22 protein-coding genes and 1 pseudogene are annotated in these 23,458 nt (G+C 64.1%); 10 read left to right on the top strand and 13 right to left on the bottom strand.

Annotated features, from left to right (window positions below):
- Window positions 1-7 precede the first annotated feature (7 nt).
- The 10 genes from wecB to pxpB form a co-directional block, all read right to left on the bottom strand.
- Entirely contained in the window at window positions 8-1,153 is a 1,146-nt protein-coding gene (wecB, locus tag NCS02_RS13530; protein ID WP_250523184.1) for a non-hydrolyzing UDP-N-acetylglucosamine 2-epimerase, read from the bottom strand.
- A 35-nt stretch (window positions 1,154-1,188) separates the two neighbouring features.
- A complete protein-coding gene (locus NCS02_RS13525) occupies window positions 1,189-3,405 on the bottom strand; it encodes a polysaccharide biosynthesis tyrosine autokinase (protein WP_250523183.1) in 2,217 nt (738 codons plus the stop codon).
- Window positions 3,402-3,839, bottom strand: a complete 438-nt coding sequence (locus NCS02_RS13520; RefSeq protein ID WP_250523182.1) for a low molecular weight protein-tyrosine-phosphatase — start codon at window positions 3,837-3,839, stop codon at window positions 3,402-3,404. The genes NCS02_RS13525 and NCS02_RS13520 overlap by 4 nt, the downstream gene beginning before the upstream one ends.
- Window positions 3,836-4,984 (bottom strand): polysaccharide biosynthesis/export family protein, encoded by a 1,149-nt coding sequence (locus NCS02_RS13515; RefSeq protein ID WP_250523181.1) that lies wholly within the window; start codon window positions 4,982-4,984, stop codon window positions 3,836-3,838. The genes NCS02_RS13520 and NCS02_RS13515 overlap by 4 nt, the downstream gene beginning before the upstream one ends.
- A 16-nt stretch (window positions 4,985-5,000) precedes the next feature.
- On the bottom strand, window positions 5,001-6,371 hold the full coding sequence (locus tag NCS02_RS13510) for an undecaprenyl-phosphate glucose phosphotransferase (protein ID WP_250523199.1): 1,371 nt from the start codon (window positions 6,369-6,371) through the stop codon (window positions 5,001-5,003).
- A gap of 405 nt (window positions 6,372-6,776) precedes the next feature.
- Complete coding sequence (locus NCS02_RS13505; protein ID WP_175979618.1) at window positions 6,777-7,733, bottom strand: DUF979 domain-containing protein; 957 nt, start codon at window positions 7,731-7,733, stop codon at window positions 6,777-6,779.
- Window positions 7,730-8,449: a DUF969 domain-containing protein gene (locus NCS02_RS13500; RefSeq protein WP_008352624.1), complete on the bottom strand. Its 720-nt coding sequence runs from the start codon at window positions 8,447-8,449 to the stop codon at window positions 7,730-7,732. Before NCS02_RS13500 ends, NCS02_RS13505 begins: the two co-directional genes overlap by 4 nt.
- A 109-nt stretch (window positions 8,450-8,558) precedes the next feature.
- Complete coding sequence (gene pxpA / locus NCS02_RS13495; protein WP_008352625.1) at window positions 8,559-9,308, bottom strand: 5-oxoprolinase subunit PxpA; 750 nt, start codon at window positions 9,306-9,308, stop codon at window positions 8,559-8,561.
- Window positions 9,309-9,380: 72 nt separating this feature from the next.
- The gene (locus tag NCS02_RS13490) at window positions 9,381-10,421 is read right to left on the bottom strand and encodes a 5-oxoprolinase subunit C family protein (RefSeq protein ID WP_250523180.1); all 1,041 of its coding nucleotides are present in this window, start codon (window positions 10,419-10,421) and stop codon (window positions 9,381-9,383) included.
- Window positions 10,418-11,071, bottom strand: a complete 654-nt coding sequence (pxpB, locus tag NCS02_RS13485; protein WP_008352630.1) for a 5-oxoprolinase subunit PxpB — start codon at window positions 11,069-11,071, stop codon at window positions 10,418-10,420. The genes NCS02_RS13490 and pxpB overlap by 4 nt, the downstream gene beginning before the upstream one ends.
- A gap of 182 nt (window positions 11,072-11,253) precedes the next feature.
- Between pxpB and NCS02_RS13480 the strand changes: the two genes are divergently transcribed.
- Complete coding sequence (locus NCS02_RS13480; protein WP_008352632.1) at window positions 11,254-11,766, top strand: winged helix DNA-binding protein; 513 nt, start codon at window positions 11,254-11,256, stop codon at window positions 11,764-11,766.
- Here the strand turns inward: NCS02_RS13480 and NCS02_RS13475 are convergent.
- On the bottom strand, window positions 11,763-12,392 hold the full coding sequence (locus NCS02_RS13475; protein WP_244256204.1) for a 5-formyltetrahydrofolate cyclo-ligase: 630 nt from the start codon (window positions 12,390-12,392) through the stop codon (window positions 11,763-11,765). The genes NCS02_RS13480 and NCS02_RS13475 overlap by 4 nt on opposite strands.
- Before the next feature lie 19 nt (window positions 12,393-12,411).
- On the opposite strand from NCS02_RS13475, the gene NCS02_RS13470 reads away from it, so the two are divergent.
- The 4 genes from NCS02_RS13470 (at window position 12,412) to NCS02_RS13455 (ending at window position 17,328) form a co-directional block, all read left to right on the top strand.
- Entirely contained in the window at window positions 12,412-14,379 is a 1,968-nt protein-coding gene (locus NCS02_RS13470) for a lytic transglycosylase domain-containing protein (RefSeq protein ID WP_250435304.1), read from the top strand.
- Between the two features lie 121 nt (window positions 14,380-14,500).
- Entirely contained in the window at window positions 14,501-15,457 is a 957-nt protein-coding gene (locus NCS02_RS13465) for a complex I NDUFA9 subunit family protein (RefSeq protein ID WP_250523179.1), read from the top strand.
- Window positions 15,458-15,475: 18 nt separating this feature from the next.
- Window positions 15,476-16,096 carry a glutathione S-transferase family protein gene (locus tag NCS02_RS13460; protein ID WP_250523178.1) on the top strand — a complete coding sequence of 207 codons (621 nt, stop codon included), beginning with the start codon at window positions 15,476-15,478 and terminating at the stop codon, window positions 16,094-16,096.
- On the top strand, window positions 16,093-17,328 hold the full coding sequence (locus NCS02_RS13455) for a multifunctional CCA addition/repair protein (RefSeq protein WP_008352637.1): 1,236 nt from the start codon (window positions 16,093-16,095) through the stop codon (window positions 17,326-17,328). Before NCS02_RS13460 ends, NCS02_RS13455 begins: the two co-directional genes overlap by 4 nt.
- A gap of 740 nt (window positions 17,329-18,068) precedes the next feature.
- Here NCS02_RS13455 and NCS02_RS13450 read toward each other — a convergent pair.
- A complete protein-coding gene (locus NCS02_RS13450) occupies window positions 18,069-18,263 on the bottom strand; it encodes a DUF2905 domain-containing protein (RefSeq protein ID WP_008352638.1) in 195 nt (64 codons plus the stop codon).
- Window positions 18,264-18,273: 10 nt separating this feature from the next.
- Window positions 18,274-19,479 carry a class I SAM-dependent methyltransferase gene (locus tag NCS02_RS13445; protein ID WP_250523177.1) on the bottom strand — a complete coding sequence of 402 codons (1,206 nt, stop codon included), beginning with the start codon at window positions 19,477-19,479 and terminating at the stop codon, window positions 18,274-18,276.
- Window positions 19,480-19,492: 13 nt separating this feature from the next.
- Here NCS02_RS13445 and NCS02_RS13440 point away from each other — a divergent pair, with 13 nt between their 5' ends.
- From NCS02_RS13440 to NCS02_RS13420, 5 genes and pseudogenes are all read left to right on the top strand, one after another.
- Window positions 19,493-20,335, top strand: a complete 843-nt coding sequence (locus NCS02_RS13440; RefSeq protein ID WP_250523176.1) for an SDR family oxidoreductase — start codon at window positions 19,493-19,495, stop codon at window positions 20,333-20,335.
- Between the two features lie 27 nt (window positions 20,336-20,362).
- Window positions 20,363-20,764 (top strand): dihydroneopterin aldolase, encoded by a 402-nt coding sequence (locus tag NCS02_RS13435; protein WP_008352641.1) that lies wholly within the window; start codon window positions 20,363-20,365, stop codon window positions 20,762-20,764.
- Window positions 20,761-21,732 carry a tRNA 2-thiocytidine(32) synthetase TtcA gene (gene ttcA / locus NCS02_RS13430; RefSeq protein ID WP_175979612.1) on the top strand — a complete coding sequence of 324 codons (972 nt, stop codon included), beginning with the start codon at window positions 20,761-20,763 and terminating at the stop codon, window positions 21,730-21,732. Before NCS02_RS13435 ends, ttcA begins: the two co-directional genes overlap by 4 nt.
- A 96-nt stretch (window positions 21,733-21,828) precedes the next feature.
- On the top strand, window positions 21,829-23,190 hold the full coding sequence (gene glmU, locus NCS02_RS13425) for a bifunctional UDP-N-acetylglucosamine diphosphorylase/glucosamine-1-phosphate N-acetyltransferase GlmU (protein WP_008352645.1): 1,362 nt from the start codon (window positions 21,829-21,831) through the stop codon (window positions 23,188-23,190).
- A gap of 82 nt (window positions 23,191-23,272) precedes the next feature.
- Window positions 23,273-23,458, top strand: a pseudogene (locus tag NCS02_RS13420) (glutamine--fructose-6-phosphate transaminase (isomerizing)); the annotation flags it as partial.

Below are 23,458 nucleotides of genomic sequence, written 5' to 3'. Positions count from 1 at the left end.
GAGGTGATCAGGCGGCCAGAGCCGGGCGAAGCTCGAACGCCTGCAAGACGGCGGCGATGCGATCGCATGCGCGGCCGTCGCCATAAGGATTCGCGCCACGGCTCATCGCCGCGTACGCACGCGCGTCGTGCAGCAGGTGCATGACGTTGTCGACGATGTCGGCGGTATCGGTGCCCACGAGCTTCACCACGCCGGCGTCGACCGCTTCCTGACGCTCGGTGGTATCGCGCATCACGAGCACCGGCTTGTGCAGCGAGGGCGCTTCCTCCTGAATGCCGCCGGAATCGGTGAGGATCAGGTCGGCGCGATCCATCAGCCGCACGAACGGCAGATAGTCGAGCGGCTCGATGAGATGCACGTTGCCGATGCCCGTCAGCAGACGGTTGACGGGTTCGCGCACGTTCGGATTCAGATGCACCGGATACACGATGTCGGCATCCGGCGACGCATGCGCGATCTGCGCGAGCGCCGTGCAGATGCGCTCGAATCCGCCGCCGAAGCTCTCGCGGCGATGTCCCGTCACCAGCACGAGCCGGCGTCCGGACGCGAAGGAAGGCAGGGCGTCATCGGCGCGCGCGCGAAGGCTGCCATCGCTCGCGAGACGTTCGCGAACCTGCAGCAACGCATCGATGACCGTGTTGCCGGTCACGACGATGGTTTCGTCGCGCACGCCTTCCGCGAGCAGGTTATTCCGCGCGCGTCCGGTCGGCGCGAAATGCAGCGCGGCCAGTGCGCCGGTCAGCTTGCGATTCGCCTCTTCCGGCCATGGCGACGCGAGATTGCCGGTCCGCAGCCCCGCCTCGACGTGCGCGACCGGAATGCGCTGATAGAACGCGGCGAGCGTCGCGGCCATCGTCGTCGTGGTGTCGCCGTGCACGAGGACCATGTCCGGCCGATACGCGGCGAGCACGTCGCGCATCCCGGCGAGAATCGCGGCGGTGACGTCGTAAAGATCCTGACCGCGCTTCATGACGTTGAGATCGAAGTCGGGGCGGATGTCGAACAGCGCGAGCACCTGATCCAGCATCTCGCGATGCTGACCGGTCACGCACACGCGGCATTCGAAGCCGGATTCGAGCGCCATCCGCTTGACGAGCGGCGCCATCTTGATCGCTTCGGGACGCGTGCCGAAGGTGAAGAGCAGTTTTTTCAATCTTGACCTTGAGGAATGCAAAGAGTCCGATGGCTTCATGACTTCGGGCTTCCATACTGGGAGAAGGCCCCGTAGGACATCCCGCGGGACGGCGTGTCGGTAAGCAGTGCCCCGTCGACCGACACACCCGCGCTCGTGAGCTGACGCATGGTCTGGCCCAGCTCGGCGGCGGTATGGCAGCCGTGCCGGACAACGAGGAGAGTCGCATCGGCGTGGCGGCCGATCAGGCCGGCATCGGTGACGGCAAGCACCGGCGGCGAGTCGATGATCACGAAGTCATAGAGCGTCCGCAGCTCTTCGAACAGTTGCTCGAAGCGCCCGCTCAACAGCAGTTCCGATGGCAAATCGGGCGTGCCGCCACCCGTGATGACATCGAGCCCCGGCAGCACGCCCCTGCGAATCACGCTTTGCAGACTGGCGCCGCCGATCAATTCCGCGAGGCCCGATGCGCGGGCCAGACCCAGAACACCTTGCAGATCGCCGCGCCGCATGTCGGCATCGAGGAGCAGCACGCGTTCTCCGCCCGCAGCGAGCACGCTCGCGAAATTGACCGAGATGAACGATTTGCCGATGCCGGGGCGCGCGCCAGTGAACATCACGATCTTGTTGCGCTTCCTTAGAACGCCGAACTGCAGCGCCGTGCGCAAGCTGCGCAGACCTTCGATGGCGATGTCGTTCGGCGACGCGCTTGCGAGCACCCGAGGCTTCGCCGGATCGCGTTCGCGCGATGCGTCGAGCGACGCCTGGCGGTCGGAGTGGGAGATGAGCGCATAGACAGGCAGATCGATCGCCGCTTCGACCTCCGCCGGCGTTTCGAGTCCGCGACTGAGCATCCGCCGTCCGAGCGCGAGGCCGCATCCGGCGAGAAGTCCGAGCACGAGCGAGAGCGCGAGCGTGAGCGCCTTTTTGGGCGCGACGGCCTTCTCCGGCACGACCGCGTAGTCGACGGTGCGGACGTTGCCGAGTTGGCCCGCCCTGAGCACGCGTAACTGCTGCGTGCTGTTGAGCAGACTGGTGTACAGGTCGTTGCTGACCCGCACATCGCGCAGAAGACGCACGGCGTCCTGTTGCACCGACGGCAGCTCGCCGATCTGCCGCTCGTAGGTATCCGATTGCCGCCGCAATTCGGCGATGCGTGCGTCGACCGCCGTCACCGATGGATGCAGCGCCGTGTAACGCTGAACCAGGTCGACGCGCTGCTGCTGAAGCTCGATGATCTTCGTCTTGTTTTCGACGACGGTTTGAAGCAGCAGCTTGCTTTGCTCTTCCAGATCGACGGCACCGTGCTGCGCGCGAAATTCGTTGTAGCGTGCTTCGGCCTGGTCGAGATCGGCGCGCAATTGCGGCAGCTGATCGCCCAGAAACGCGAGCATCTGCTGCGCCTGTGCCGATTTCCGGTCGACGTTTCGTTGCACGTAGAGCGTCGCGATCGTGTTGACCGTCTGCGTGATGCTTTCGGCATCGGCGCCGTCGAGCGTCATTCCGACGATTCCGGACTGCTTCGTCTTTTCCGCGATCTTGAGGCCCTGCTGCAGATCGGCGATGGTCCGCTGCGTCGACAGGCGCGTCACGTCGAAGCGCGTGCCGGGCCGCGCGCGCAGCGATGTCACGGTGAGTTCGACACTGTCGTTGCCCGTTCGCGCGGACGCCGGCTGGCCAGCCGTTCCGCGCAGGATGGTGGCGCCGTCTGCCGATTGCAGTTCGTAGCGCCCCGCGTCGCCCGCGATCAGCGTGAAGGGCTTCCCGTGCCAGCGCGCCGGCACGTCGAATTTCGACACGGCGATGCGCTCGCCGCCCCACGCATAACCGCCCAGGCCGGGCGGCGCGCCGTTGAGGCCGTCGCCGGCCAGGAAACGGACGAACGGCTTGCCGACGAGCGGCGCATAACGCGGCTTCGCATCGATATCGAGGTGCAGACGCGCGACCGCGTCGCCGATCACCGCGCGCGAGCGCATCAGTTCGATTTCCGCATCGGTGCTGGCCTTGTTCTGGAACAACGCCGCGAGATCGCCGAGCTTGTCGTTGAGCGAGCCCGTACCGCTGTCGTCATCGACCTGGATCAGCGCGTCGGCGCGATAGGTCGGCGTGGCGAGGAATGCGTACAGCGAACCGATCAGAAACGTGCACGCCGTCGCGGCCGCGATGAGCCCGCGGCTCTCGCGCAGGACGCCGAGAATCTCGAACAGGCGGATTTCGTCGTCGCCTGTCGTGTCGGAATAGGTCTGTGATGGTTTGACTTGAATGTCTTTCATCGTTGCACCGCCAATGCGCGGCTCCATTGCGAGACGCCCGCGCGGATCTGCGCGAAAGCCAGGTCGAACACCGCGCGATAGCGCTTGTAGGGATCGGCCACGTCCGCGCCCGTTTCGTCGCAAAGGCGGAAGACCTTGCCGCGAGTGAATGGCCAGGTCGTCTCGATCCAGCGGCGCTGTTCCTGGGTCATCGTGAGAATCAGATCGGCTTCGCGGACGAGAGCGCCGTCGAGCTGTCTCGCGACGTGCGAGTCGAGCGGGATGCCGTGCGCATCGGCCATGTCGGCGATGGCCGGATCGGCTGGATGCCCGGCGAGCGCGCGCGTTCCCGCCGAAACGACCGGCAGGTGCGGCAACTCGCGCGCGAGCATCGCCGCCGCGAGCGGACTGCGGCAGATATTCCCCTCGCACACCATCAGCACGGAGCGGATCATTTCGCGAGCACTCCCGCCGTGAGGCCGGCGTTGACCAGCGGCATCAGCAAACTGATCACGCGGTTGAAGCGCACGAGGCCGCTGCCGTCCACATAGACGATGTCCTTAGGCTGCAGCTCGAATTCGTTCGCCACGAGCATCGACACGGGCGAACGGCTGTCGAGGTGAAACACTTGCGGTGCGTCGTCGTCCGGGCGGATCACGAACATCTGCGCGGTGTCCGCCGTGTTCGGATTGATGCTGCCCGCCTGCGCGAGCGCATCGGCGAGCGACATGCGGCCGTCGCGGCGCGGTGCGGCGCGGCCGGGCCTGCTTACTTCGCCCATCACATAGACGACGTTGTCGTCGCGCGATGCGACGCGCAGCAAGTCGCCGGACTTCAGATACAGCGTCGACGGGTTGAGCCCTTGCGCGAGCAGTTGCGGCACGTCGATCCGGTGCGAGGCGCCGCCGCGCACCAGCACGACATCGCTCTGATCGGCGTTGTCGCTGAAGCCGCCGGCGCGCGCGATCGCGTCGTAGAAGCTGAGCGGCACATCGGTCAGCGCAAGCGCGCCGGGGTTATGGACCTGGCCGTCGACAAAGACCTGGCGCGAGCGATACGAAGCCATCCGCACGGTGACTTGCGGCTTGACGAGATACATCGAAAGCGCGCTGGTCAGCCTTTGCTGGATTTCATCGGTGCGCAGCCCGGCGACCGCCAGCGACCCTGCATACGGGAAGCGCAAGTTGCCCTGCTGATCGACGACGAAACCGGGCGCGGGGTCGCTTGCCTTCGCGCTCGTCTGGCTCTGTACGGAGCCGAGCGCTGCGGCAAATTCCGGATGATCCCAGACGACGATCTGCAGCACGTCGCCCGGGCCGACGGTGTACGTTCCCGGCGTGCCGAAAAGCTGCTTCGCCTGCTGATCCTGACGCGTCTTGCGTTGCGCGGCGTAGCGCTTCACGAGCGCGAGATCGAGCTCCGTAACGGCGATCGCGGGCGTCGCCGCGGTGGCTTCGACCTGCGATCCGGCTTCGTTCATGTGAAAGCCGGGCGCGAACGCGCACGCGCTCAGCGCGCACGTCAGCGCGATCGTCAGCGTCGTTGGTAGAAACGAAGCGCGCCCGGTCGCCGGGCGAACGCGTTCGGTTGATTGCTTCATGGATAAGGCCTGCGCATCAATACGCATTGCGATGAACGAAACCCCGCACGATGGTCGCGAGGACGATGCGCATATCGAGCGCGAACGACCAGTTGCCGAGGTAATAGAGATCGTGTTCGATGCGCTGCTGCATCTTGTCGACCGAATCGGTTTCGCCGCGAAATCCGTTGATCTGCGCCCAGCCGGTGATGCCCGGCTTGATGCGATACCGATGGATGTAGTCGTCGACGATGTCCTGATAGAGATCGTCATGCTCGATCGCATGCGGACGCGGCCCCACGACCGACATCTCGCCGCGCAGCACGTTGAAAAATTGCGGCAGCTCGTCGAGGCTCGTGCGACGCAGAAACGCGCCGACGCGCGTGACACGCGGATCGCCGCGCGTGGCCTGGACGACGCCGTCGTCTGCCGCGTGCAGGTGCATCGTGCGGAACTTGTAGATCTCGAACGGCTGCCCGCTCGCGCCGCGGCGTCGCTGCTTGAACAGCACCGGTCCCGGCGACGAGAGCTTGACGGCGAGCGCGATCGCGATCAGCAGCGGCAAGGTTCCGAGAATCGCGCACGTGGCGAACACGCGATCGAAGATCGTCTTGATGGCGGGCGTATCACCGTTGAGCGGCGAGGCGACGAGATTGATCGCGAGCAGGCCGTTGCCATCGGCCGTGCTGCTTTGGAAGCGCGACAGGCTGGTCACATCCGGAATGAACCGGATATTCACCAGTTCGTTGCGGAACGCATGAAGCACGCGGCGCAGCGATTTCTCATCGGTGAGCGGCAGGGCGAGCCACAGTTCGTCGATCCGCCGCGTACGCACATGCGATGTAAAGGCGTCGAGATCGAAAAAGCGCGGCACGCCGTTCAGCGGAGCCTCTGTTGGCGCCCCCGTCTCGAATTGCGCTTCGATGCGGTAGATTGGCTTGCGGATGGCATCGAGGCTGCGCACGAGGAAGGCGCAATGATCGCGGCACCCCGCGACAGCCACCGAATAGATTGGCGCCCCACGCGAACCGGCGATCCTGAGTACAAAGATTCCGAGCGCGGTCATCACGCCCAGACCTGCGAATGCACCGAGCGAGGGCTGGTAGTCCGGATGCATCAGCTTGACCGTGCCGATGGCGAGCGCTTCGCAGAACACCCACCCGAGCGCCGACAGAAGCGCGCCTACGCGGGGCGCGGCACGAGACGTTCCACGCACGTCCATTGCGCACCACGCGAAAATGATCGCGAGTGCGACGACGGTGCTCCGATACGCTGCGAATGAGCTTCCCTCGGTCTGCTTATGGACGGTTATTGCGCAGACTACGACGAAGACGCTTTCGACAAGTCGCAGCGGTAAATCACGGCCGGAAGGTGCGTTATTTAGTTGGAAATAGCTCGGCAATCGCATGGCGGACAAAGGCGGAATACCGGCTCGCCTGTCGATCGTGAATGGCGAATATATGGAGAACCAGATTCATGAGTGAAACAGTCTCCATTAGCCATTACACGGCAGATATAAGCATCGTCCTAATTACCCATATTTGAAATATGGATGCGATTTTTCAAAGTTTAATGATTGACGCATGCCTCTTCGGGCAATTCATAAACGTGATCCACCCTCGGAAGGCGATGATCCATTGCCTCAAAACGCAGGCGGTTGGAGGCTCACAGCCAGAGCCGGGTATTGGAAAATAAAAAAAGCGCACTCAGGGTGTTTCCTGAGTGCGCTCATTAAACCGATTATCGAATTTTATTGATTGACGAACGTCGCTCGAATATTCGCGCACTCGAGATGCGCCATAAAAATATTCGCTCAAATAAACATCAGCCAGTTCAACAAGAATATATTCGCGACTAGCAACGTCACCGCCGTCGGCACCTGCACCTTGATGACCGCGTTCTTGTCGGGCAACTCCAGCAGCGCCGCAGGCACGATGTTGAAGTTCGCGGCCATCGGCGTCATCAGCGTGCCGCAGTAGCCGGAGAACATGCCGATCGCGGCCATCGTCGCGGGATTGCCGTGGAATACGCCGACGAGAATCGGTACGCCGACGCCGCCCGTCATGACCGGAAACGCGGCGAAGCCGTTGCCCATGACCATCGTGAAAAGCGCCATGCCGAGGACATACACCGCCACCGCGACGAGCCGGTAATCCATGTTGACGTAAGCCGTCGTCACATGCGCGACCGCCTTGCCTACGCCCGCATCCGAGAACACGAGGCCGAGCATGCCGAGCATCTGCGGCAGCACGGCAGCCCACGACAGCGCATCGATGAGACGGCGCGTTTCGCGCATCGACTGGCCGACCGTGTCGCGCGTCATCACGCAGGCAATGGCCAGCGCGATCACGCAGCCGATGCCGAAGCCGATCAGCGTCACGTTCTTCAGCTCGATCAGCGGCACGCCGCCGAACACGAGGTATTTCGCGCCGAGCGTGAGGATCACGGTGACGACGGGAATCGTCAGCGCGGGCACGAAGAGCTTGTTGCCGAGCCGCGCGGCGCTCCGGCGGCGCGTGTCTTCGGAAAGCATCTTCGGCTTCGCGCCGGTGACGCCGCCGAAACCCGCGATCAGCGCCATCGCCACGACGAGCACGCCGACGACCGTCACCGGAAGCCAGTCGCCGACGAGAAAGATCAACGCGTAGATCAGCCAGAATCCGCCAGCGGTCAGACGCCGCGGATGCGATTTGTCCGTGAGGATCATCCCGCCGACGACCAGCAGAATGATGCCGACGAGATAGAACAGATAGTTGATCGTGAGCGTCATGCTTTTTCTCCCGCGACGTTGCGCGTGAGCGCGTCGAGTTCGCGCGCGAGCCTGCGGTCCAGGAGCCACAGACGGAAACCGTGAATCAGGAACGCGCAGATTGCCGTCGGAATGCCCCACACGGCGACGTGCATCGGCTCCACGACGATGCCCGCTTCCTTCAGGAACGTGACCATCAGCACGATCGCGCCGAACGCCACGAAAATGTCCTCGCCGAAGAACAGGCCGACGTTGTCGGTCGCCGCCGAGTATGCGCGCAGCTTGAAGCGCGTCGCATCCGAGAGCTTGCCGTAGCGCGCTTCGGTGGCGCCTTCGGCCATCGGCGCGAGCAGCGGGCGCACCATCTGCGGATGGCCGCCGAGTCCCGTCAGGCCGACCGCCGCCGTGAGTTCACGCACGAACAGATAGACGATCAGCAGACGCCCGGCTGTCGCGGCCTTGATGCTCGAAATCCACATTTGCGCGCGCTCGCGCAGGCCGTGCCGTTCGAGCAAACCGATCACCGCCAGCGGCAACAGGATGATGAGCGGAATGTTGCGCGTCTTGAGAAAGCCGGTGCCGATCGCGGTCAGGATTTTCTCGATGGGAAAATGCGCCGCGAAGCCGGTGATGATCGCCGCGGCCGCGACGATCAGCATCGGATTGAAGCGCAGCACGAAGCCCGCGATGATGACGGCCACACCGATGAGCGGCCATAGATTGACAGGGGTTGCCATGAGTTCTCCAAACAATATTGACGTCACGCCTCGTACCGGGCGCGTGGATTCACTGCTTCCTTGCTAAAACGCCCCGGCGTTGCGGGGCGTTCGAACCTGCGTTGACGGCTCAGGCGTCGGCGTGCGCGGCGCGGACTTCGATGCCCGCATCCGCCAGCGCGCCGCGAATGCGCCGCGCGAATTCGAGCGCGTGCGCGCCGTCGCCGTGCAGGCAGATCGTCTGCGCGTTGAGCGGCACCCATTCGCCGGACACGGCCTGCACCCGCTGATCGCGCACCATCGCGAGCGTGCGGTCGAGCACGACGTTTTCGTCATCGAGCAGCGCGCCCGGCTCCTTGCGCGGCACGAGCGAGCCGTCCGCGCGATAACCGCGATCGGCGAACACTTCTTCGATGGCGATCAAGCCCGCGCGCCGCGCCGCTTCGATGAACCCGCTGTTCGCGAGACCGAAGACGAGCAGCGACGGATCGAAATCGTGCACGGCGGAGACGATGGCATCGGCGATTTCCGCGCTTCTCGCCGCCTGGTTGTACAGCGCGCCGTGCGGCTTGACGTGCGCGATGCGTCCGCCTTCGGCCTGCGCGATCGCCGAAAGCGCGCCGAGCTGATACAGCACGCCCGCGTAAATTTCCTCCGGCGGCAGGTCCATTTCCTTGCGGCCGAAGTTCTCGGGATCGTTGAAGCTCGGATGCGCGCCGATGGCGACGCCTTTCTCGACGGCCCAGCGCACGCAATCGCGCATCGCCGTGGCGCCGCCCGCATGCCAGCCGCACGCGATGTTCGCGGAACTCACGAGATCGAGCAGCGCCTCATCGGTGCCGCAACCTTCGCCGAGATCGGCATTGAGATCGATTTCCATGATGTTTTCGCACTCGTTCCGTTGGATGTTGGATGTATGCGCCGCGTCGTTCGCGCGGCTTTCGCCCTGCTGCTAAGAGCCGGCGCGCGCGATGCGTTCCTCGTGCATCGCGATCGCCGTTTCCACCTGGCTTACGTATTGCCGTTCGTCGGCGAGCGCGTGACGCGCCTCTTCCGCCGACGTCTCGATAAAGCGCACGCCGCCGTTCAACCTCACCTGCGCGAGCTTCCACAAATCAGCCTTGATGACCGCGCCGATCTTCGGATAGCCGCCTGTGGTCTGCGCGTCGCCCATCAGGATGATCGGCTGGCCGTTCGGCGGCACCTGGATCGTGCCGGGCAACACCGCGTGCGACAGCAGCTCCATCTTTTCGCGCCGCTCCAGCGCCGTGCCCGCGAGGCGAAAGCCCATGCGATTGCTGTTCGGCGTGATCGTCCATTCCTCGTTCCAGAAAACCTGTTGCGCGGCGTCGCTGAAACTCGCGTATTCCGGGCCGCGCAGCACGCGAATCGGGGCGGCCCACGCGAGGCTCGGCGAATGGCGTCCGCGGCGCACGGGTTCGTCGACGAGCACGAACTTGCACCACGCGGGCGCTTTCACGCCGAACGCGGGTTCTTCCGGCGAAAAGGCGATGCCCTTGTGCGGCTGCGGCACGCCGACCGGCAGGCGATCGCCGTCGCGCAGCGCGCGTCCGCCGAGGCCGCCGAAGCACGCGCCGAGATCGGTCGAGCGCGAGCCGAGCATCGGCAGAACGTCGATGCCGCCTGCGATCGCCACATAACAACGCATGCCGCGCTTCGCCGCGCGCAGCGTCAGCTCCTGGCCCGCGCGCACCGGCAGGCTCCACCACGAATACACCGGTTCGTCGTCGAGCGTCGCGCCGAAATCGGTTCCAGTGATGGCAATGCGCGTCGCATGCTTGAAGCGCAGCACGGTCGGCCCGAACGTGATCTCGATGCCCGCCGCATCCGCCTTGTTACCGACGATGCGATTGCCGATTTCCAGCGACAGCGCGTCGAGCGCGCCACCGGAACTCACGCCGAGATGCCGGTAGCCGCGCCGGCCGAGATCCTGGACGGAAGTGAGCACGCCCGCGCGAATCACGTCGATCATGCGCGTACCTCCAGCGCCTTGAAGCGCACGCGGTCGCCGGGCTGCATGAGCGTCGGCGGATTTCTGGCCGGATCGAAGAGCTTCAGCTCGGTGCGCCCGAGCAATTGCCAGCCGCCCGGCGACGCCGCCGGATAGATGCCCGTCTGCGCCCCGCCGATGCCGACCGATCCCGCCGGCACTTCGAGACGCGGTTCGGCGCGGCGCGGCATCGCGAGCGCGGGATCGAGCCCGCCGAGATACGCGAAGCCCGGCTGGAAGCCGAGGAAGAACACGACGTACTCGGTTTGCGTATGACGCTTCACCACGTCATCGACGGACAAGCCCGTGTGCTGCGCGAGCGCGGCGAGATCGGGGCCGTCGGCGCCGCCGTAGCGCACCGGAATCTCGATTTCGGCGCTGTCCATGTCGGGCGTCTCGGCCGCGTCCCAGCCGCTTTCGAGTTGCGCGGCGAGCGTTTCGTAGTCCGCTTCGAGCGGATCGAACACGATCGTCAGATTGTTCATGCCCGGCACCACTTCGACGACGTGCGGCATCAGGCGCGCGTGCTCCGCCAGCGCCCAGATGCGGCGCTGGCAGTCGAGCGTGGCGGGCGGCGCGGCTTCGCACACGAGCGCGGAGTCGCCCAGCGAATGAATACGTGGTCTTGTCATGCCTCAATTTGCCTTTGCGATGCGCGAAATTCGTCGATTCGATGAACGCCGCACCGTCGCAGAATGTTACATTGTCAATAAATTATCAAGAAATTATCAATACAGGTTTTCGCCGAGGCGCGCCGTCGCTCGCAAAATCGACGTTGCGCTACACTCCAACGCACTTCAATTCGGTCACCGCCATGCCGCGCCATCCCACCAAGATCGTTTCGTCCGAGCATCTCGTCTCCGAAGCCAGCGCGGAATTGTCGGAGTTCGAGTACGGCCTCATCATGGCGGGCAACGCGTTCAATCGCTGGATGGTGCGCTGCATGTCCGCGGCGGGCGCGAAGGACATGACGGCGGTGGAAGTGTCGCTGCTGCACCACGTGAGCCATCGCGACCGCAAGAAGAAGCTCGCCGACATCTGCTTCGTGCTGAACATCGAGGACACGCACGTTGCCACGTATGCGCTGAAAAAACTCGTCGCTCGCGGCTATGTGCAGAGCGAGAAATCCGGTAAGGAAGTGTTCTTTTCCGCGACGCCGGCGGGCCGCGAGCTGTGCGGCAAGTATCGCGAAGTGCGCGAAGCCTGCCTGATCGAGACGCTGCGCGAAAGCGGCCTCACCAACGAGCAGATCGGCGAGGCCGCGCAACTGATGCGCAACGCCTCCGGCCTTTACGATACGGCCGCGCGCGCGGCGGCCTCGCTCTAATAGACAGCGGATTCGGTGACGATCGCGTCGAGCGGCATGTCGTGCGTCTCGCGCGGCAAGGTCGCGCACAGACCCGATTCGTACGCGACGCCGATCGTCACCGGCCGCGCGCCGTTCGGCCACGCGGCGAGCGTGCGGTCGTAATAGCCGCCGCCGTAGCCCAGCCGATACCGGTCCGCATCGAAACCGACGCACGGAATCAGCAGCAGTTCGGGCACCACGGCTTTCTCTTCAGCGGGCACCGGAATACGGTAGCGGCCTTCTTTCATCGGCGAGTCGGCGCGCCAGGCGTGGAAGACCATCGGCGCGTGCGGTTTCACGACGACCGGCAGCGCGGCGCTGCGCGTGGCGTCGGCGGCGAGCCAGCGCGTGAGCGCGTCGCGCGCGTCGAATTCGCCCGCGACCGGCCAGTAGAACCCGACGCTGCGCGCTTCGTGCCGCGCGAGCACTTCCTGAAGACGGATCGCGAGCGCCTCGTTTCGTGCGTCCTGGCCGGCTTGCTCCTGTTGCGCCTCGCGCTTCGCGAGAAGGGTCGCGCGCAAGGCGCTTTTCGGCTCACGCTTGGGTTCGTCGCAAACGTTGCGTGCTATGCTTTCCTCCGATCTCAGGACCCGGTTCAAGACCATTCGCGCTCCAGAAATAAAGATGTCAAAACGCCTCAACCGAGTATATCTCGCGGTCGGCGCAGCCCTTGCCGCCGCGACGCTCGTCGCCTGCGGCACGGCCTCCGCCGTCCGTCCCGATGCAGATTTCTCCCCCACGTCCGACGACCGCGTCTTCCTGCAGCTGCGCGATGCCGCGCGCGCGAACGATGCGGGCAAGGCCGCGATGCTCGCCGCCCAGATTCCGGATTACCCGGCGCCGAGCTACATCGAATACTTCACGATCAAGCCGCAGCTTTTCGATTCGCAGGGCCACGCGCGCCTCGACGCGCCCGACGCGCCGGTGCTCTCGTTCCTGCAGCGCTACGACGGCCAGGCGATTGCGGACCGCCTGCGCAACGACTATCTCGTCGTGCTCGGCGGCCGTCACGACTGGAAGAACTTCGAGCAGCAGTATTCCCGTTTCGTTCTCAACGACGACACGCAGGTCAAGTGCTATGCGCTCGAAGCGCGTTTGTCGCGCGGCGAGAACGTCGCGGATGCGGCGCGCGCGCTGCTCGTCGAGCCGAAATGGTATGGCGACGGTTGCGTCGATCTGATCGGCGCGCTCGCGGCGTCCGGCCAGTTCACGAGCGACGATGTCTGGCAGCAGATCCGCCTTGCCTACGAGCAGAACTACACGTCGACGGGTTCGAATATCGTCGACGCGCTCGGCCAGGAAAAGCCGAAGGATTCGCTCTTCGACGACGCCGTCAACAAGCCGCCGCTCTATCTCGCGCGCGGCGTGATGCCCAACACGCCGGCGCATCAGCTGACGCTGCTCGCGGTCACGCGCCTCGCCCGCAACGATCCGGCGATGGCCGCCGCCACGTTCAGTTCCGTCGCGCCGAGTCTCACGCCCGCGGAGCGCGCGACCGGCTGGGGCACGATCGGCTATCAGGCGGCGATCAAGCGCATGCCGTCGGCGGCCGACTGGTATCGGCTGTCGGCGAACGCGCAATTGTCCAACCCGGCGTACGAATGGCGCACGCGCAGCGCGCTCCTCATCGGCGACTGGAACATGGTGCGCTGGTCCATCGAACAGATGCCGCCCACACTGCGCGCGCAGCCGTCGTGGGTCTACTGGCACGCGCGCGCCGTGAAGCAGGCCGGCGATACGGCCACGGCGAATCAGGAATTCCAGAGCATCGCCGATCAATACAACTTCTACGGCCAGCTCGCGCTCGAAGAGCTCGGTCAGAAGATCACGGTGCCGCCGCGCACGACGGTGTCCGACGCCGAGATCGAGCAGATGCAATCGGTGCCGGGCTTCGCGCTGTCGCAGCGTTTCTACGCGCTGAACATGCGGCTCGAAGGCAACCGCGAATGGAACTGGCCGCTGCGCACGATGACGGATCGTCAACTGCTCGCCGCCGCGCAGTATGCGAAGCGCATCGAGATGTTCGACCGCACGGTCAACACCGCCGACAAGACGAAAGCCGAGCACGATTTCACGCTGCGCTATCTGTCGCCGTTCCGCGATATCGTCGAGCGCGACGCGAAGGACACCAATCTCGACATCGAATGGGCGTACGGGCTGATCCGTCAGGAATCGCGTTTCATCATCAATGCGCGGTCGGAAGTCGGCGCGGGCGGCCTGATGCAACTGATGCCGGGCACGGCGCAACTCGTCGCGAAGAAGATCGGTCTTGGCACGGTGTCGCGCGCGCAGATGAACGACATCAACACCAATATCCTGCTCGGCACGAATTACCTGTCGATGATCTACAATCAATTCGATAACTCGCCCGTGCTCGCGACCGCTGGCTACAACGCGGGGCCGGGCCGGCCGAAGCAGTGGCGTCAGGACTTGCGCGCACCCGTCGAGGGCGCGGTTTTTGCTGAAACGATCCCTTTCACCGAGACTCGCGATTACGTGAAGAACGTGCTGTCGAACACCGTCTATTACGCGGCGCTGTTCGAAGGCCGTCCGCAGTCGTTGAAGGCGCGTCTGGGCTACATCGCACCCTGACCGTCTGAAACGAAGCTTCACGCCCGCGCGTCGAACGACAGGACGCGCGGGCGTTTTCATTTCTGCGCCGGCGTTCTGAACTGAAGCCGCATTCGTCAGGCCGCGACCCAAGAGGCGAACTATGCGACACCAACATATAGCGTTGATCGGCGGTTCGGGATTCATCGGCAGCCATCTCGTCAATGCGCTCGTCGATCTCGGCAAGAACGTGCGCGTCGCGACGCGACGGCGCTCGAACGCCGCGCATCTCACGCTGTTGCCCGTCGATGTCATCGAGACCGATGTGCACGATCCCGTGCAACTCGCCGCGTTCATCGATCAGAGCGATGCCGTGATCAATCTCGTCGGCATTCTTCAGGGACGGCGCGACGATCCGTACGGGCCGGAGTTCGCGAAAGCGCATGTCGAACTGCCGCGCAAGATCGCCGCCGCGTGCGAGGCGAAGGGCGTGCGGCGTCTGTTGCATATGAGCGCGATCGGCGCCGATCCGGCGGGCCCGAGCATGTATCTGCGTTCGAAGGGCGACGGCGAAAAGATCGTCCGAGAATCCGGACTCGACTGGACGGTCTTTCGCAGTTCCGTCGTGTTCGGTCCGGAGGACAATCTCCTGAATCAGTTTGCGTTTCTGGAACGCATGTTCCCGGTGATTCCGCTCGCTTGTGCCGATGCGCAGTTTCAGCCGGTCTTCGTCGGCGACGTGGCGAAGGCGATGGTCAACGTGCTCGATCTCGACGCCGCCAATGGCCATGTCTACGAGCTCGCCGGGCCGAGCGTCTACACGCTCGCGGAACTGGTGCGTTTCGCGGGCGCGACCATCGGCAAGCATTCGCGCATCATCAAGCTGCCGGAGAGCCTCGGCCGCCTGCAGGCGATGACGATGGAAATGGCGCCCGGCCAGCCCGTCATCTCGCGCGACAATCTCGATTCGATGAAGACGCCGAGCATCGCGAGCGGGCCGCTTGCGCCGGAATTGGGCATCGACGAGCCGGCGAGCATCGAGACCATCGCGCCGCTGTATCTGAGCGGCAACTCGCCGCGCTCGCGCTTCAGCGGATATCGCGCAACCGCGCATCGTTAATCTTCTTTTTGTGATCGCATGAAACTCGTTATCGGTGACAAGTTCAATTCTTCCTGGTCGATGCGCCCGTGGGTGCTGCTCAAACATTTCGGCATCCCGTTCGAAGAGACGCTGATCCGCCTCGGCCAGCCCGACACGAAAGCGAAGATTCTCGAAGTGTCGCCGTCCGGCAAGGTGCCGTGCCTCATCACCGATGCGGGCGATTCCGTGTGGGAGTCGCTCGCGATCGTCGAAACGATCGCCGAGGCGCATCCCGAACACGCGATGTGGCCACGCGACGCGGCTCTCCGCGCGCGCGCCCGCAGCATCAGCGCGGAAATGCACGCGGGTTTCGCGGACTTGCGCGAGAACATGCCGATGGAAATCACGACGCGCGCGCCGGGCGCGGGCGCGACGCCGGGCGCGCTCGCGAACATCGCGCGCATCGAGGCGATCTGGGCGGAGTGCCTGGCGAAATCGGGCGGGCCGTTTTTGTTCGGCGAGTTCGGTATCGCGGACGCGATGTTCGCGCCGGTCGTCATGCGCTTCAACACCTACGCGCCTGAACTGGGCGCGACGTCGCTCGATTATGCGAAGCGCGTGACGGCGCTGCCCGCGGTCGCGGCGTGGATCGACGGCGCGCACGAGGAAGCGCGATGAACATCTACGCAGTCGGCGGCGCGATCCGCGACGAATTGCTCGGCGTGCCGGTGGTGGATCGCGATTATGTCGTCGTCGGCGCGACGCCCGAGCAGATGGTGGCGCAGGGTTATCGGCCGGTCGGCAAGGACTTTCCGGTGTTTTTGCATCCGCAGACGCACGAGGAATACGCGCTCGCGCGCACGGAGCGCAAGACGGCGGCGGGTTATCACGGCTTCCAGTTCTACTATTCGCCGGATGTGACGCTCGAGGAAGATCTCGCGCGCCGCGATCTCACGATCAACGCGATGGCGCGCGAAGTCACGCCGGCGGGCGAGCTGACCGGTCCGGTGATCGATCCGTTCGACGGGCAGAGCGATCTGAAGAACAAGTTGTTCAGGCATGTCGGCGATGCGTTCATCGAGGATCCGGTGCGTATTCTGCGACTCGCGCGTTTTGCGGCGCGTTTCGCGGATTTCGATGTCGCGCCCGAGACCGCCGAGCTGATGAAGCGGATGGTCGCGGCGGGCGAAGTCGATGCGCTCGTCGCCGAGCGTGTGTGGCAGGAAGTGTCGCGCGGGCTGATGGAAAAGAAGCCGTCGCGCATGTTCGACGTGCTGCGCGGATGCGGCGCGCTCGCGCGGATTCTGCCGGAGGTGGATGCGTTGTGGGGCGTGCCGCAGCGCGCGGACTATCACCCGGAAGTGGATACCGGCGTGCACGTGATGATGGTGCTCGACTACGCGGCGTCGCAGGGATTCGCATTGCCGGTGCGCTTCGCGGCGCTGACGCACGATCTTGGCAAGGCGACGACGCCGGAGCATGTTTTGCCGCGGCATATCGGGCATGAGGGACGCAGCGTCGACCTCTTGCGGCCTTTGTGCGAGCGCTTGCGCGTGCCGAACGAATGCCGCGATCTGGCGATGCTCGTCGCGCGTGAGCACGGGAATATTCATCGCGTGATGGAGATGGGCGCGGCGGCGCTCGTCAGGCTGTTCGAGCGATCGGATGCGATACGCAAGCCTGCGCGGTTTGCTGAAGCGCTACAGGCTTGTGTCGCGGATGCGCGTGGGCGGCTTGGATTGGAGCAGCAGGCTTATCCGCAGGCTGAGCGTTTGCGGGAGGCGTTGGTTGCGGCTCGTGCGGTCGATGCCGGGGCCGTTGCGCAGGCGTTTGCTTCTAATCCTTCCAAAATCAAGGATGCCGTGCATGATGCGCGGGTCGCGGCGGTGAAAGGCGCTTTGGGGGTTTGACGGCTTCTTGTTTTGCTTTGTTTTGCTTTGTCTTGCTTTGTCCTGCGGTTCGTTTGTTTTTTTGTTTTCGCCGGATCCCGTGTTCGTGTCGGTCTATTAGCGTTGCCCCTGTGCGGGGCGGCACCTACTTTCTTTGCTGCTGCAAAGAAAGTAGGCAAAGAAAGCAGCTTTTCAGGCCCGCGGTCACACGCAATTTGGGTAGTTCTCTCGTTCTCGATGGCACTCGCCTAAAGAGTGCCCTCATCACAATAACCGGGCTTGGATCGCGCACGGTCCGCCGCCCGAAACCGTTGAGAACGCTGGTTCAGCACGAAAGAGCTTCGGCACAGCGCTACGCGCTGCCGCCCGGTATGCAAGGGAAACCAACGTGCGGCAAGTGCAGCGAGATTAAGACGTTAGTAGCGAAGCACACGCAGACCCGATTCACCGGTCGGCCGCGAAGCGGGCTGGAGCTGTTTGGTGCTGAACCAGTTTGGTGTGTGGTGCGATGTGGCAGACCGTGCGCGAGCCAAGCCCGATGGGGCCTATGAGGGCACTCTTTAGGCAGCCCACGATGGACGAGAGGACTACCCAAATTGCGTGTGACCGCGGGCGTGTCAGTAGCTGCTTTCTTTGCTTACTTTCTTTGCAGCAGCAAAGAAAGTGAGTGCCGCCCCGCACAGGGGCAGTGCTAATAGACCGACACGAAAACGGGATCCGGCGAAAACGAAAGCAGAAGCAAAAGCAAAAGCAAAAAACCCTCAAAGCGCCCGCGCAATCAACGACAACAAAACCGACAACAGCAGCGTCGACATAAAGGGAAACGAATATTCCCGCCCAAATATCCGCAGCGTGAAATCTCCGGGAAGCCTCCCGATGCCGATCTTCTTGAGCCACGGCAGCGACCCCGAAAGAATCGCGAGCGCGATAAACGTAGTGAGCAGCCAGCGGATCATGATCGCTTACTCATAGCGTATGAGACCGATCGCCGGCCGAAAACGCATCCAGCATTCCGGGAATGCCGCGCGAAAACGCGATCACCTTGAACAACTCGCCCATTTCCGCCTCCGAAAGCAGCTTCTGCACGGCATTCGCAGCAGGCAAAAAGCGCTTCACATCAGCGGGATCGAGATCGCTGAGCACATCGGTGATGCCGGCATTCATCAGAAACCGCGCCTGCGACGTAAATCCGAGCAAATCCGCACCCGCTTCGACGCCTGCTTCCGCGATGCCCGTAAACTCGACATGCGCCGTGATGTCCTGCAATCCCGGATACAGAAACGGATCCGAATGCGCGCGATGCCGGTAGTGACACATCAGCGTGCCCGCCGCGCGCTGCGCGTGATAGAACTCGCGTCGCGGAAAACCATAGTCGATGAAAAATGCCGCACCGCGCACAAGCATCGTGCAGACGGTCTTCGTGAACGCGAGCGCGGCCTCGTGCGTCTCCGTCACATATTCGGCAAAAGGCTCGTCGTTGGCTTCATCGATGGCGGCATCGATCAGTTCGACCTGCGCGTCCGGCGTGATCGGCCGGTCATCGAAGGCAAAGCGGTCGTTCAGCGCCACGACGCCACGCTCGTGCCACGCGCCGAGCTTGCGCACGACCAGACGCACAGGCATCGCGTCGAGCACTTCGTTGCCGATCACGACGCCCTCGAACGCATCGGGCAGCGCGTCGAGCCATTTCACCTTCGCCGCGAGCGCCGGCGCGTCCTTCTCGATGGTCTCGCGCTGACGTTCGCGCAACTCGCCCGAAAGATCGACGATCGTGTAGCTGTCGAAGGCCACATCGAGTTCGGCGAGCGCGTTCATCAAGCCCGCCGCGAGCCTGCCGGTGCCCGCGCCGAATTCCATCAATTGCCGAGTGTCGCTCTGTAGCAACGCCTGCGCGACGGGCCGCGCGAGCGTCGTCGCGAAAAGCGGGGACAGTTCCGGCGCGGTGACGAAATCGCTGCCGTCTTCCGCACGGCGGCCGAATTTCATTGCTCCGCCGCCGTAATAGCCGAGGCCGGGCGCGTACAGCGCGAGGTCCATATAGCGGTCGAACGGCAACCAGCCGCCCGCCGCGGCAATGCGCCCGCGGATCAGGTCGGTGAGCGCTTCGGACTGCGCGAGCGCGTCGGCGCCCGGAGCAGGTAAACTATCGGATTGTCTGGCATTCGGATTCATCCCAGTATTGTAAATGAGCGCTTCCACGCCGTTTTCTTCCGTCAACACGTCGTCATCCGGTCCCGTTTCGCGTGCGCGCGCCGTGCTCGTGACCGGCGCGGCGAAACGCATCGGGCGCGGCGTCGCGCTCGAATTCGCGCGGCAAGGCTGGGATGTGGCCGTGCATTACGGCCACTCGGCGCATGAAGCGCGCGAAACCGTCGCGGATATCGAGTCGCTCGGGCGCCGCGCGGTTGCACTGAAAGCGGATCTCGCCGTCGAGGCCGAGGTAGAACGGCTCGTGCCGGCGTGCGCCGAAGCGTTCGGCGGTCTGAACTGCGTGGTGAACTGCGCGTCGCGTTTCGACGAAGATACGGCCATCGACTTCGGCTACGCGAAGCTGCTCGAGATGACCGCCGTCAACGTCGCGGCGCCGCTCACGCTCGCGCGCATGCTGCACGAGATCACGCCCGAGTCCGCAACCGTCGATGACGCGCAACGCGGCGTCGTCATCAACGTGCTGGATCAGAAGCTGTACAACATGAACCCGGACTACCTGTCGTACACGCTGACGAAGGCGGCGCTCGAAAACGCCACCATCGCGCTCGCGCAGGCGCTGGGTCCGAAACTGCGCGTCGTCGGCCTCGCGCCCGGTCTGACGCTGATTTCCGCCGGCCAGACGCCCGCGTCGTTCGAGACGGCGCATCGCGTGACGCCGCTCAACCGCGCATCGACGGTCGACGACGTCGCGCAGGCCGCGTGTTATCTCGCGAACGCGCACGGCGTGACCGGCACGACGCTCGTCGTCGACGGCGGCCAGCATCTCGTGCCGAGTCCGCGCGACGTCATGTACATGATCGGCGCGCAAAAGTCCTGAAACGCGCCACTGAATATTGGAACCAACATGCTTGCCGCACTTTCGCATCCCCGGCTGACCGATTGCCGGCGGCTTTTTCTGCGTAACTACGAAGTTCGCATCAACATCGGTGTGCATGACTTCGAAAAGCGCGGCGAGCAACGTGTCGTCATCAACGTCGAGCTGTACGTGCCGCTCGCGCTGTCGACGCCCGTCGCCGACAAGCTCGCCGAAGTCGTCGACTACGATTTCATGCGCTCGACCATCGCCGAGCGCGTGAAGCGCGGACACATCCATTTGCAGGAAACGCTGTGCGACGACGTCGCGGCCGCGCTGCTCGCGCATCCGAACGTGCGCGCCGTGGCCGTGTCGACGGAAAAGCCCGACGTCTATCCCGATTGCGACGCGGTCGGCGTCGAAGTCTTCCGCATCAAAGAGGAACGAGCATGAACGCGCGCGACACGATCGAAGCCGCAGCCGAAACCGCAGAAGCGCAAAAGCCGGTGCGCGAGGCGCTGACGAAGCGCCAGCAAAAGGAAGCATACGAGAACAACAAGCTGTTCAAGCGCATCGCGCGCCAGGTCGGCGAGGCGATCGGCGACTTCAACATGATCGAGGAAGGCGACAAGGTCATGGTGTGCCTGTCCGGCGGCAAGGACAGCTACGCGATGCTCGACATCCTCATGCGCCTGCGCGAGCGCGCGCCGATCAACTTCGAGATCGTCGCCGTCAATCTCGATCAGAAGCAGCCGGGCTTTCCGGAACACGTGCTGCCGGAATATCTGAGCAAGCTCGACATTCCGTTTCATATCGAGAATCAGGACACGTACAGCATCGTCAAGCGGCTCGTGCCGGAAGGCAAGACGACATGTTCGCTCTGCTCGCGACTGCGCCGGGGCATTTTGTATCGAGTCGCGGGCGAGCTCGGCGCGACGAAGATCGCGCTCGGACATCATCGCGACGACATCCTGCAGACGCTGCTGCTCAACCTGTTCTACGGCGGCAAGCTGAAGGGCATGCCGCCCAAGCTGCAATCCGATGACGGCAAGAACATCGTCATTCGTCCGCTCGCGTACGTGAAGGAAGTCGATCTCGAAAAATACGCCGAACTGCGCGAATTCCCGATCATTCCGTGCAATCTGTGCGGCAGCCAGCCGAATCTGAAGCGCGCGGAAATGAAGGCGCTGGTCCGAGAATGGGACAAGCGTTTTCCGGGGCGCGTGGAAAACATGTTCAACGCGCTGTCGAACGTGGTGCCGTCGCATCTGATGGACAGCAAACTTTTCCCGTTCGCCGGATTGCGCGCGACGGGCGAGGCCGATCCGCAAGGCGATATCGCGTTCGACGAGGAACCGTGTGCGACCGAACCGTCAGGAACGTCCGGCACGGTTTCAATTGTGCAGTTCGACGACCTGTAACCTTTATCCAATAAGGCGCAGCGTGGGTTTCGCCGCATTGCGCCAAAGAGCCGCGTGATAAATTGGCGGCTCGTCATACCAGCAAGGCTTTCAGCGATGAACATCGTGATTCTGGCTGCCGGCATGGGCAAGCGCATGCGCTCCGCCCTGCCGAAAGTGCTTCATCCATTGGCGGGCAAACCGCTGCTCGCGCACGTCATCGATACGGCGCGCACGCTGTCGCCGACGCGGCTCGTCGTCGTCGTCGGACATGGCGCGGACAAGGTTCGCGAGGCCGTCGGCGCGCCGGACGTCCAGTTCGCTCTGCAGGACAAACAACTCGGCACGGGACACGCCGTGCAGCAGGCGCTGCCGCTGCTCGATCCATCGGTTCCGACGCTCGTGCTGTACGGCGACGTGCCGCTCACGCGTGCGAGCACGCTCGAACGTCTGATCGCCGCCGCGGGCGCGGAGCGCTACGGCGTCCTGACCGTGAACGTGGGCGATCCGACGGGCTACGGGCGCATCGTGCGCGACGCCGCGGGCAAGGTGAAGAAGATCGTCGAGCAAAAGGATGCGAGCGAGGAAGAACGGCGCATCGCGGAAATCAATACGGGCATCGTCATCACGCCGACGCGCACGCTCGAATCGTGGCTCGCGTCGCTGAAGAACAACAACGCGCAGGGCGAGTTCTATCTGACGGACGTCGTCGAGCGCGCGATCGAAGCGGGCGTCGAAGTCGTCACCGCGCAGCCGGACGCCGAATGGGAAACGCTCGGCGTGAACAGCAAGATCCAGCTCGCGGAGCTGGAGCGCATCCATCAGCGCAACGTCGCGAACGCGCTGCTCGATGCGGGCGTGACGCTGATGGACCCGGCGCGCATCGACGTGCGCGGCACGCTCGAATGCGGCGCGGATGTGTCGATCGACGTGAACTGCGTGTTCGAAGGACGCGTGACGCTCGCCGACAACGTGACGATCGGCCCGAACTGCGTGATCCGCGACGCGACCATCGGCGCGGGCACGCGAATCGATGCGTACACGCACATCGAAGGCGGCAAGACGGGCGCGAACGTCGTGCTCGGTCCGTACGCGCGGCTGCGTCCGGGCGCGACGCTCGGCGATGAAGCGCATGTCGGCAACTTCGTCGAAGTGAAGAATGCGGTGTTCGGGCGCGGCTCGAAGGCGAACCATCTCAGCTATATCGGCGATTCGGATGTCGGCGCGCGCGTGAACATCGGCGCGGGCACCATCACCTGTAATTACGACGGCGCGAACAAGCATCGCACGGTGATCGAGGACGACGTGTTCGTCGGCTCGGATACGCAACTGGTCGCGCCGGTGCGCGTGGGCCGCGGCGTGACGATCGCGGCCGGCACGACAGTATGGAAGGACGTTGGCGAAGGCGAGCTGGTGCTCAATGAGAAGTCGCAAGTGAGCAAGACGGGCTACGTGCGCCCGGTCAAGAAGAAGTCGTAAGGCTGTACGTCAGATTCAGCCCAACGCGCGCGACGCATCGTGCATCGCGCTTTCGAATGCAAGTCTCAGAGGAAGAACGTCCATGTGCGGAATTGTCGGCGCGGTAGCGCAACGTAACATCGTCTCGGTGCTGGTCGAAGGTCTGCGCCGGCTCGAATATCGCGGCTACGACTCGTGCGGCGTGGCCGTTCTGAGCAACGGCGAGCCGCGCCGCGCGCGCAGCGTCGCGCGCGTATCCGATCTCGACGCGCAAGTGCGCGAGACGAAC

The sequence above is a fragment of the Caballeronia sp. NCF2 genome (assembly GCF_023631205.1).
In the GTDB taxonomy this organism is placed as follows: domain Bacteria; phylum Pseudomonadota; class Gammaproteobacteria; order Burkholderiales; family Burkholderiaceae; genus Caballeronia; species Caballeronia zhejiangensis.
This window is presented reverse-complemented; position numbering and strand designations above follow the sequence as displayed.

Coding starts and splice junctions, on each gene's coding strand:
- NCS02_RS13460 (WP_250523178.1), top strand. CDS start 15,476: ATGAAACTCGTTATCGGTGACAAGTTCAATTCTTCCTGGTCGATGCGC.
- NCS02_RS13520 (WP_250523182.1), bottom strand. CDS start 3,839: ATGATCCGCTCCGTGCTGATGGTGTGCGAGGGGAATATCTGCCGCAGT.
- NCS02_RS13505 (WP_175979618.1), bottom strand. CDS start 7,733: ATGACGCTCACGATCAACTATCTGTTCTATCTCGTCGGCATCATTCTG.
- NCS02_RS13440 (WP_250523176.1), top strand. CDS start 19,493: ATGAGCGCTTCCACGCCGTTTTCTTCCGTCAACACGTCGTCATCCGGT.
- NCS02_RS13490 (WP_250523180.1), bottom strand. CDS start 10,421: ATGATCGACGTGATTCGCGCGGGCGTGCTCACTTCCGTCCAGGATCTC.
- NCS02_RS13450 (WP_008352638.1), bottom strand. CDS start 18,263: ATGATCCGCTGGCTGCTCACTACGTTTATCGCGCTCGCGATTCTTTCG.
- pxpA (WP_008352625.1), bottom strand. CDS start 9,308: ATGGAAATCGATCTCAATGCCGATCTCGGCGAAGGTTGCGGCACCGAT.
- NCS02_RS13455 (WP_008352637.1), top strand. CDS start 16,093: ATGAACATCTACGCAGTCGGCGGCGCGATCCGCGACGAATTGCTCGGC.
- pxpB (WP_008352630.1), bottom strand. CDS start 11,071: ATGACAAGACCACGTATTCATTCGCTGGGCGACTCCGCGCTCGTGTGC.
- NCS02_RS13510 (WP_250523199.1), bottom strand. CDS start 6,371: ATGCGATTGCCGAGCTATTTCCAACTAAATAACGCACCTTCCGGCCGT.
- NCS02_RS13480 (WP_008352632.1), top strand. CDS start 11,254: ATGCCGCGCCATCCCACCAAGATCGTTTCGTCCGAGCATCTCGTCTCC.
- NCS02_RS13500 (WP_008352624.1), bottom strand. CDS start 8,449: ATGGCAACCCCTGTCAATCTATGGCCGCTCATCGGTGTGGCCGTCATC.
- NCS02_RS13525 (WP_250523183.1), bottom strand. CDS start 3,405: ATGAAAGACATTCAAGTCAAACCATCACAGACCTATTCCGACACGACA.
- NCS02_RS13475 (WP_244256204.1), bottom strand. CDS start 12,392: ATGGTCTTGAACCGGGTCCTGAGATCGGAGGAAAGCATAGCACGCAAC.
- glmU (WP_008352645.1), top strand. CDS start 21,829: ATGAACATCGTGATTCTGGCTGCCGGCATGGGCAAGCGCATGCGCTCC.
- NCS02_RS13465 (WP_250523179.1), top strand. CDS start 14,501: ATGCGACACCAACATATAGCGTTGATCGGCGGTTCGGGATTCATCGGC.
- NCS02_RS13515 (WP_250523181.1), bottom strand. CDS start 4,984: ATGAAGCAATCAACCGAACGCGTTCGCCCGGCGACCGGGCGCGCTTCG.
- NCS02_RS13470 (WP_250435304.1), top strand. CDS start 12,412: ATGTCAAAACGCCTCAACCGAGTATATCTCGCGGTCGGCGCAGCCCTT.
- ttcA (WP_175979612.1), top strand. CDS start 20,761: ATGAACGCGCGCGACACGATCGAAGCCGCAGCCGAAACCGCAGAAGCG.
- NCS02_RS13445 (WP_250523177.1), bottom strand. CDS start 19,479: ATGAATCCGAATGCCAGACAATCCGATAGTTTACCTGCTCCGGGCGCC.
- NCS02_RS13435 (WP_008352641.1), top strand. CDS start 20,363: ATGCTTGCCGCACTTTCGCATCCCCGGCTGACCGATTGCCGGCGGCTT.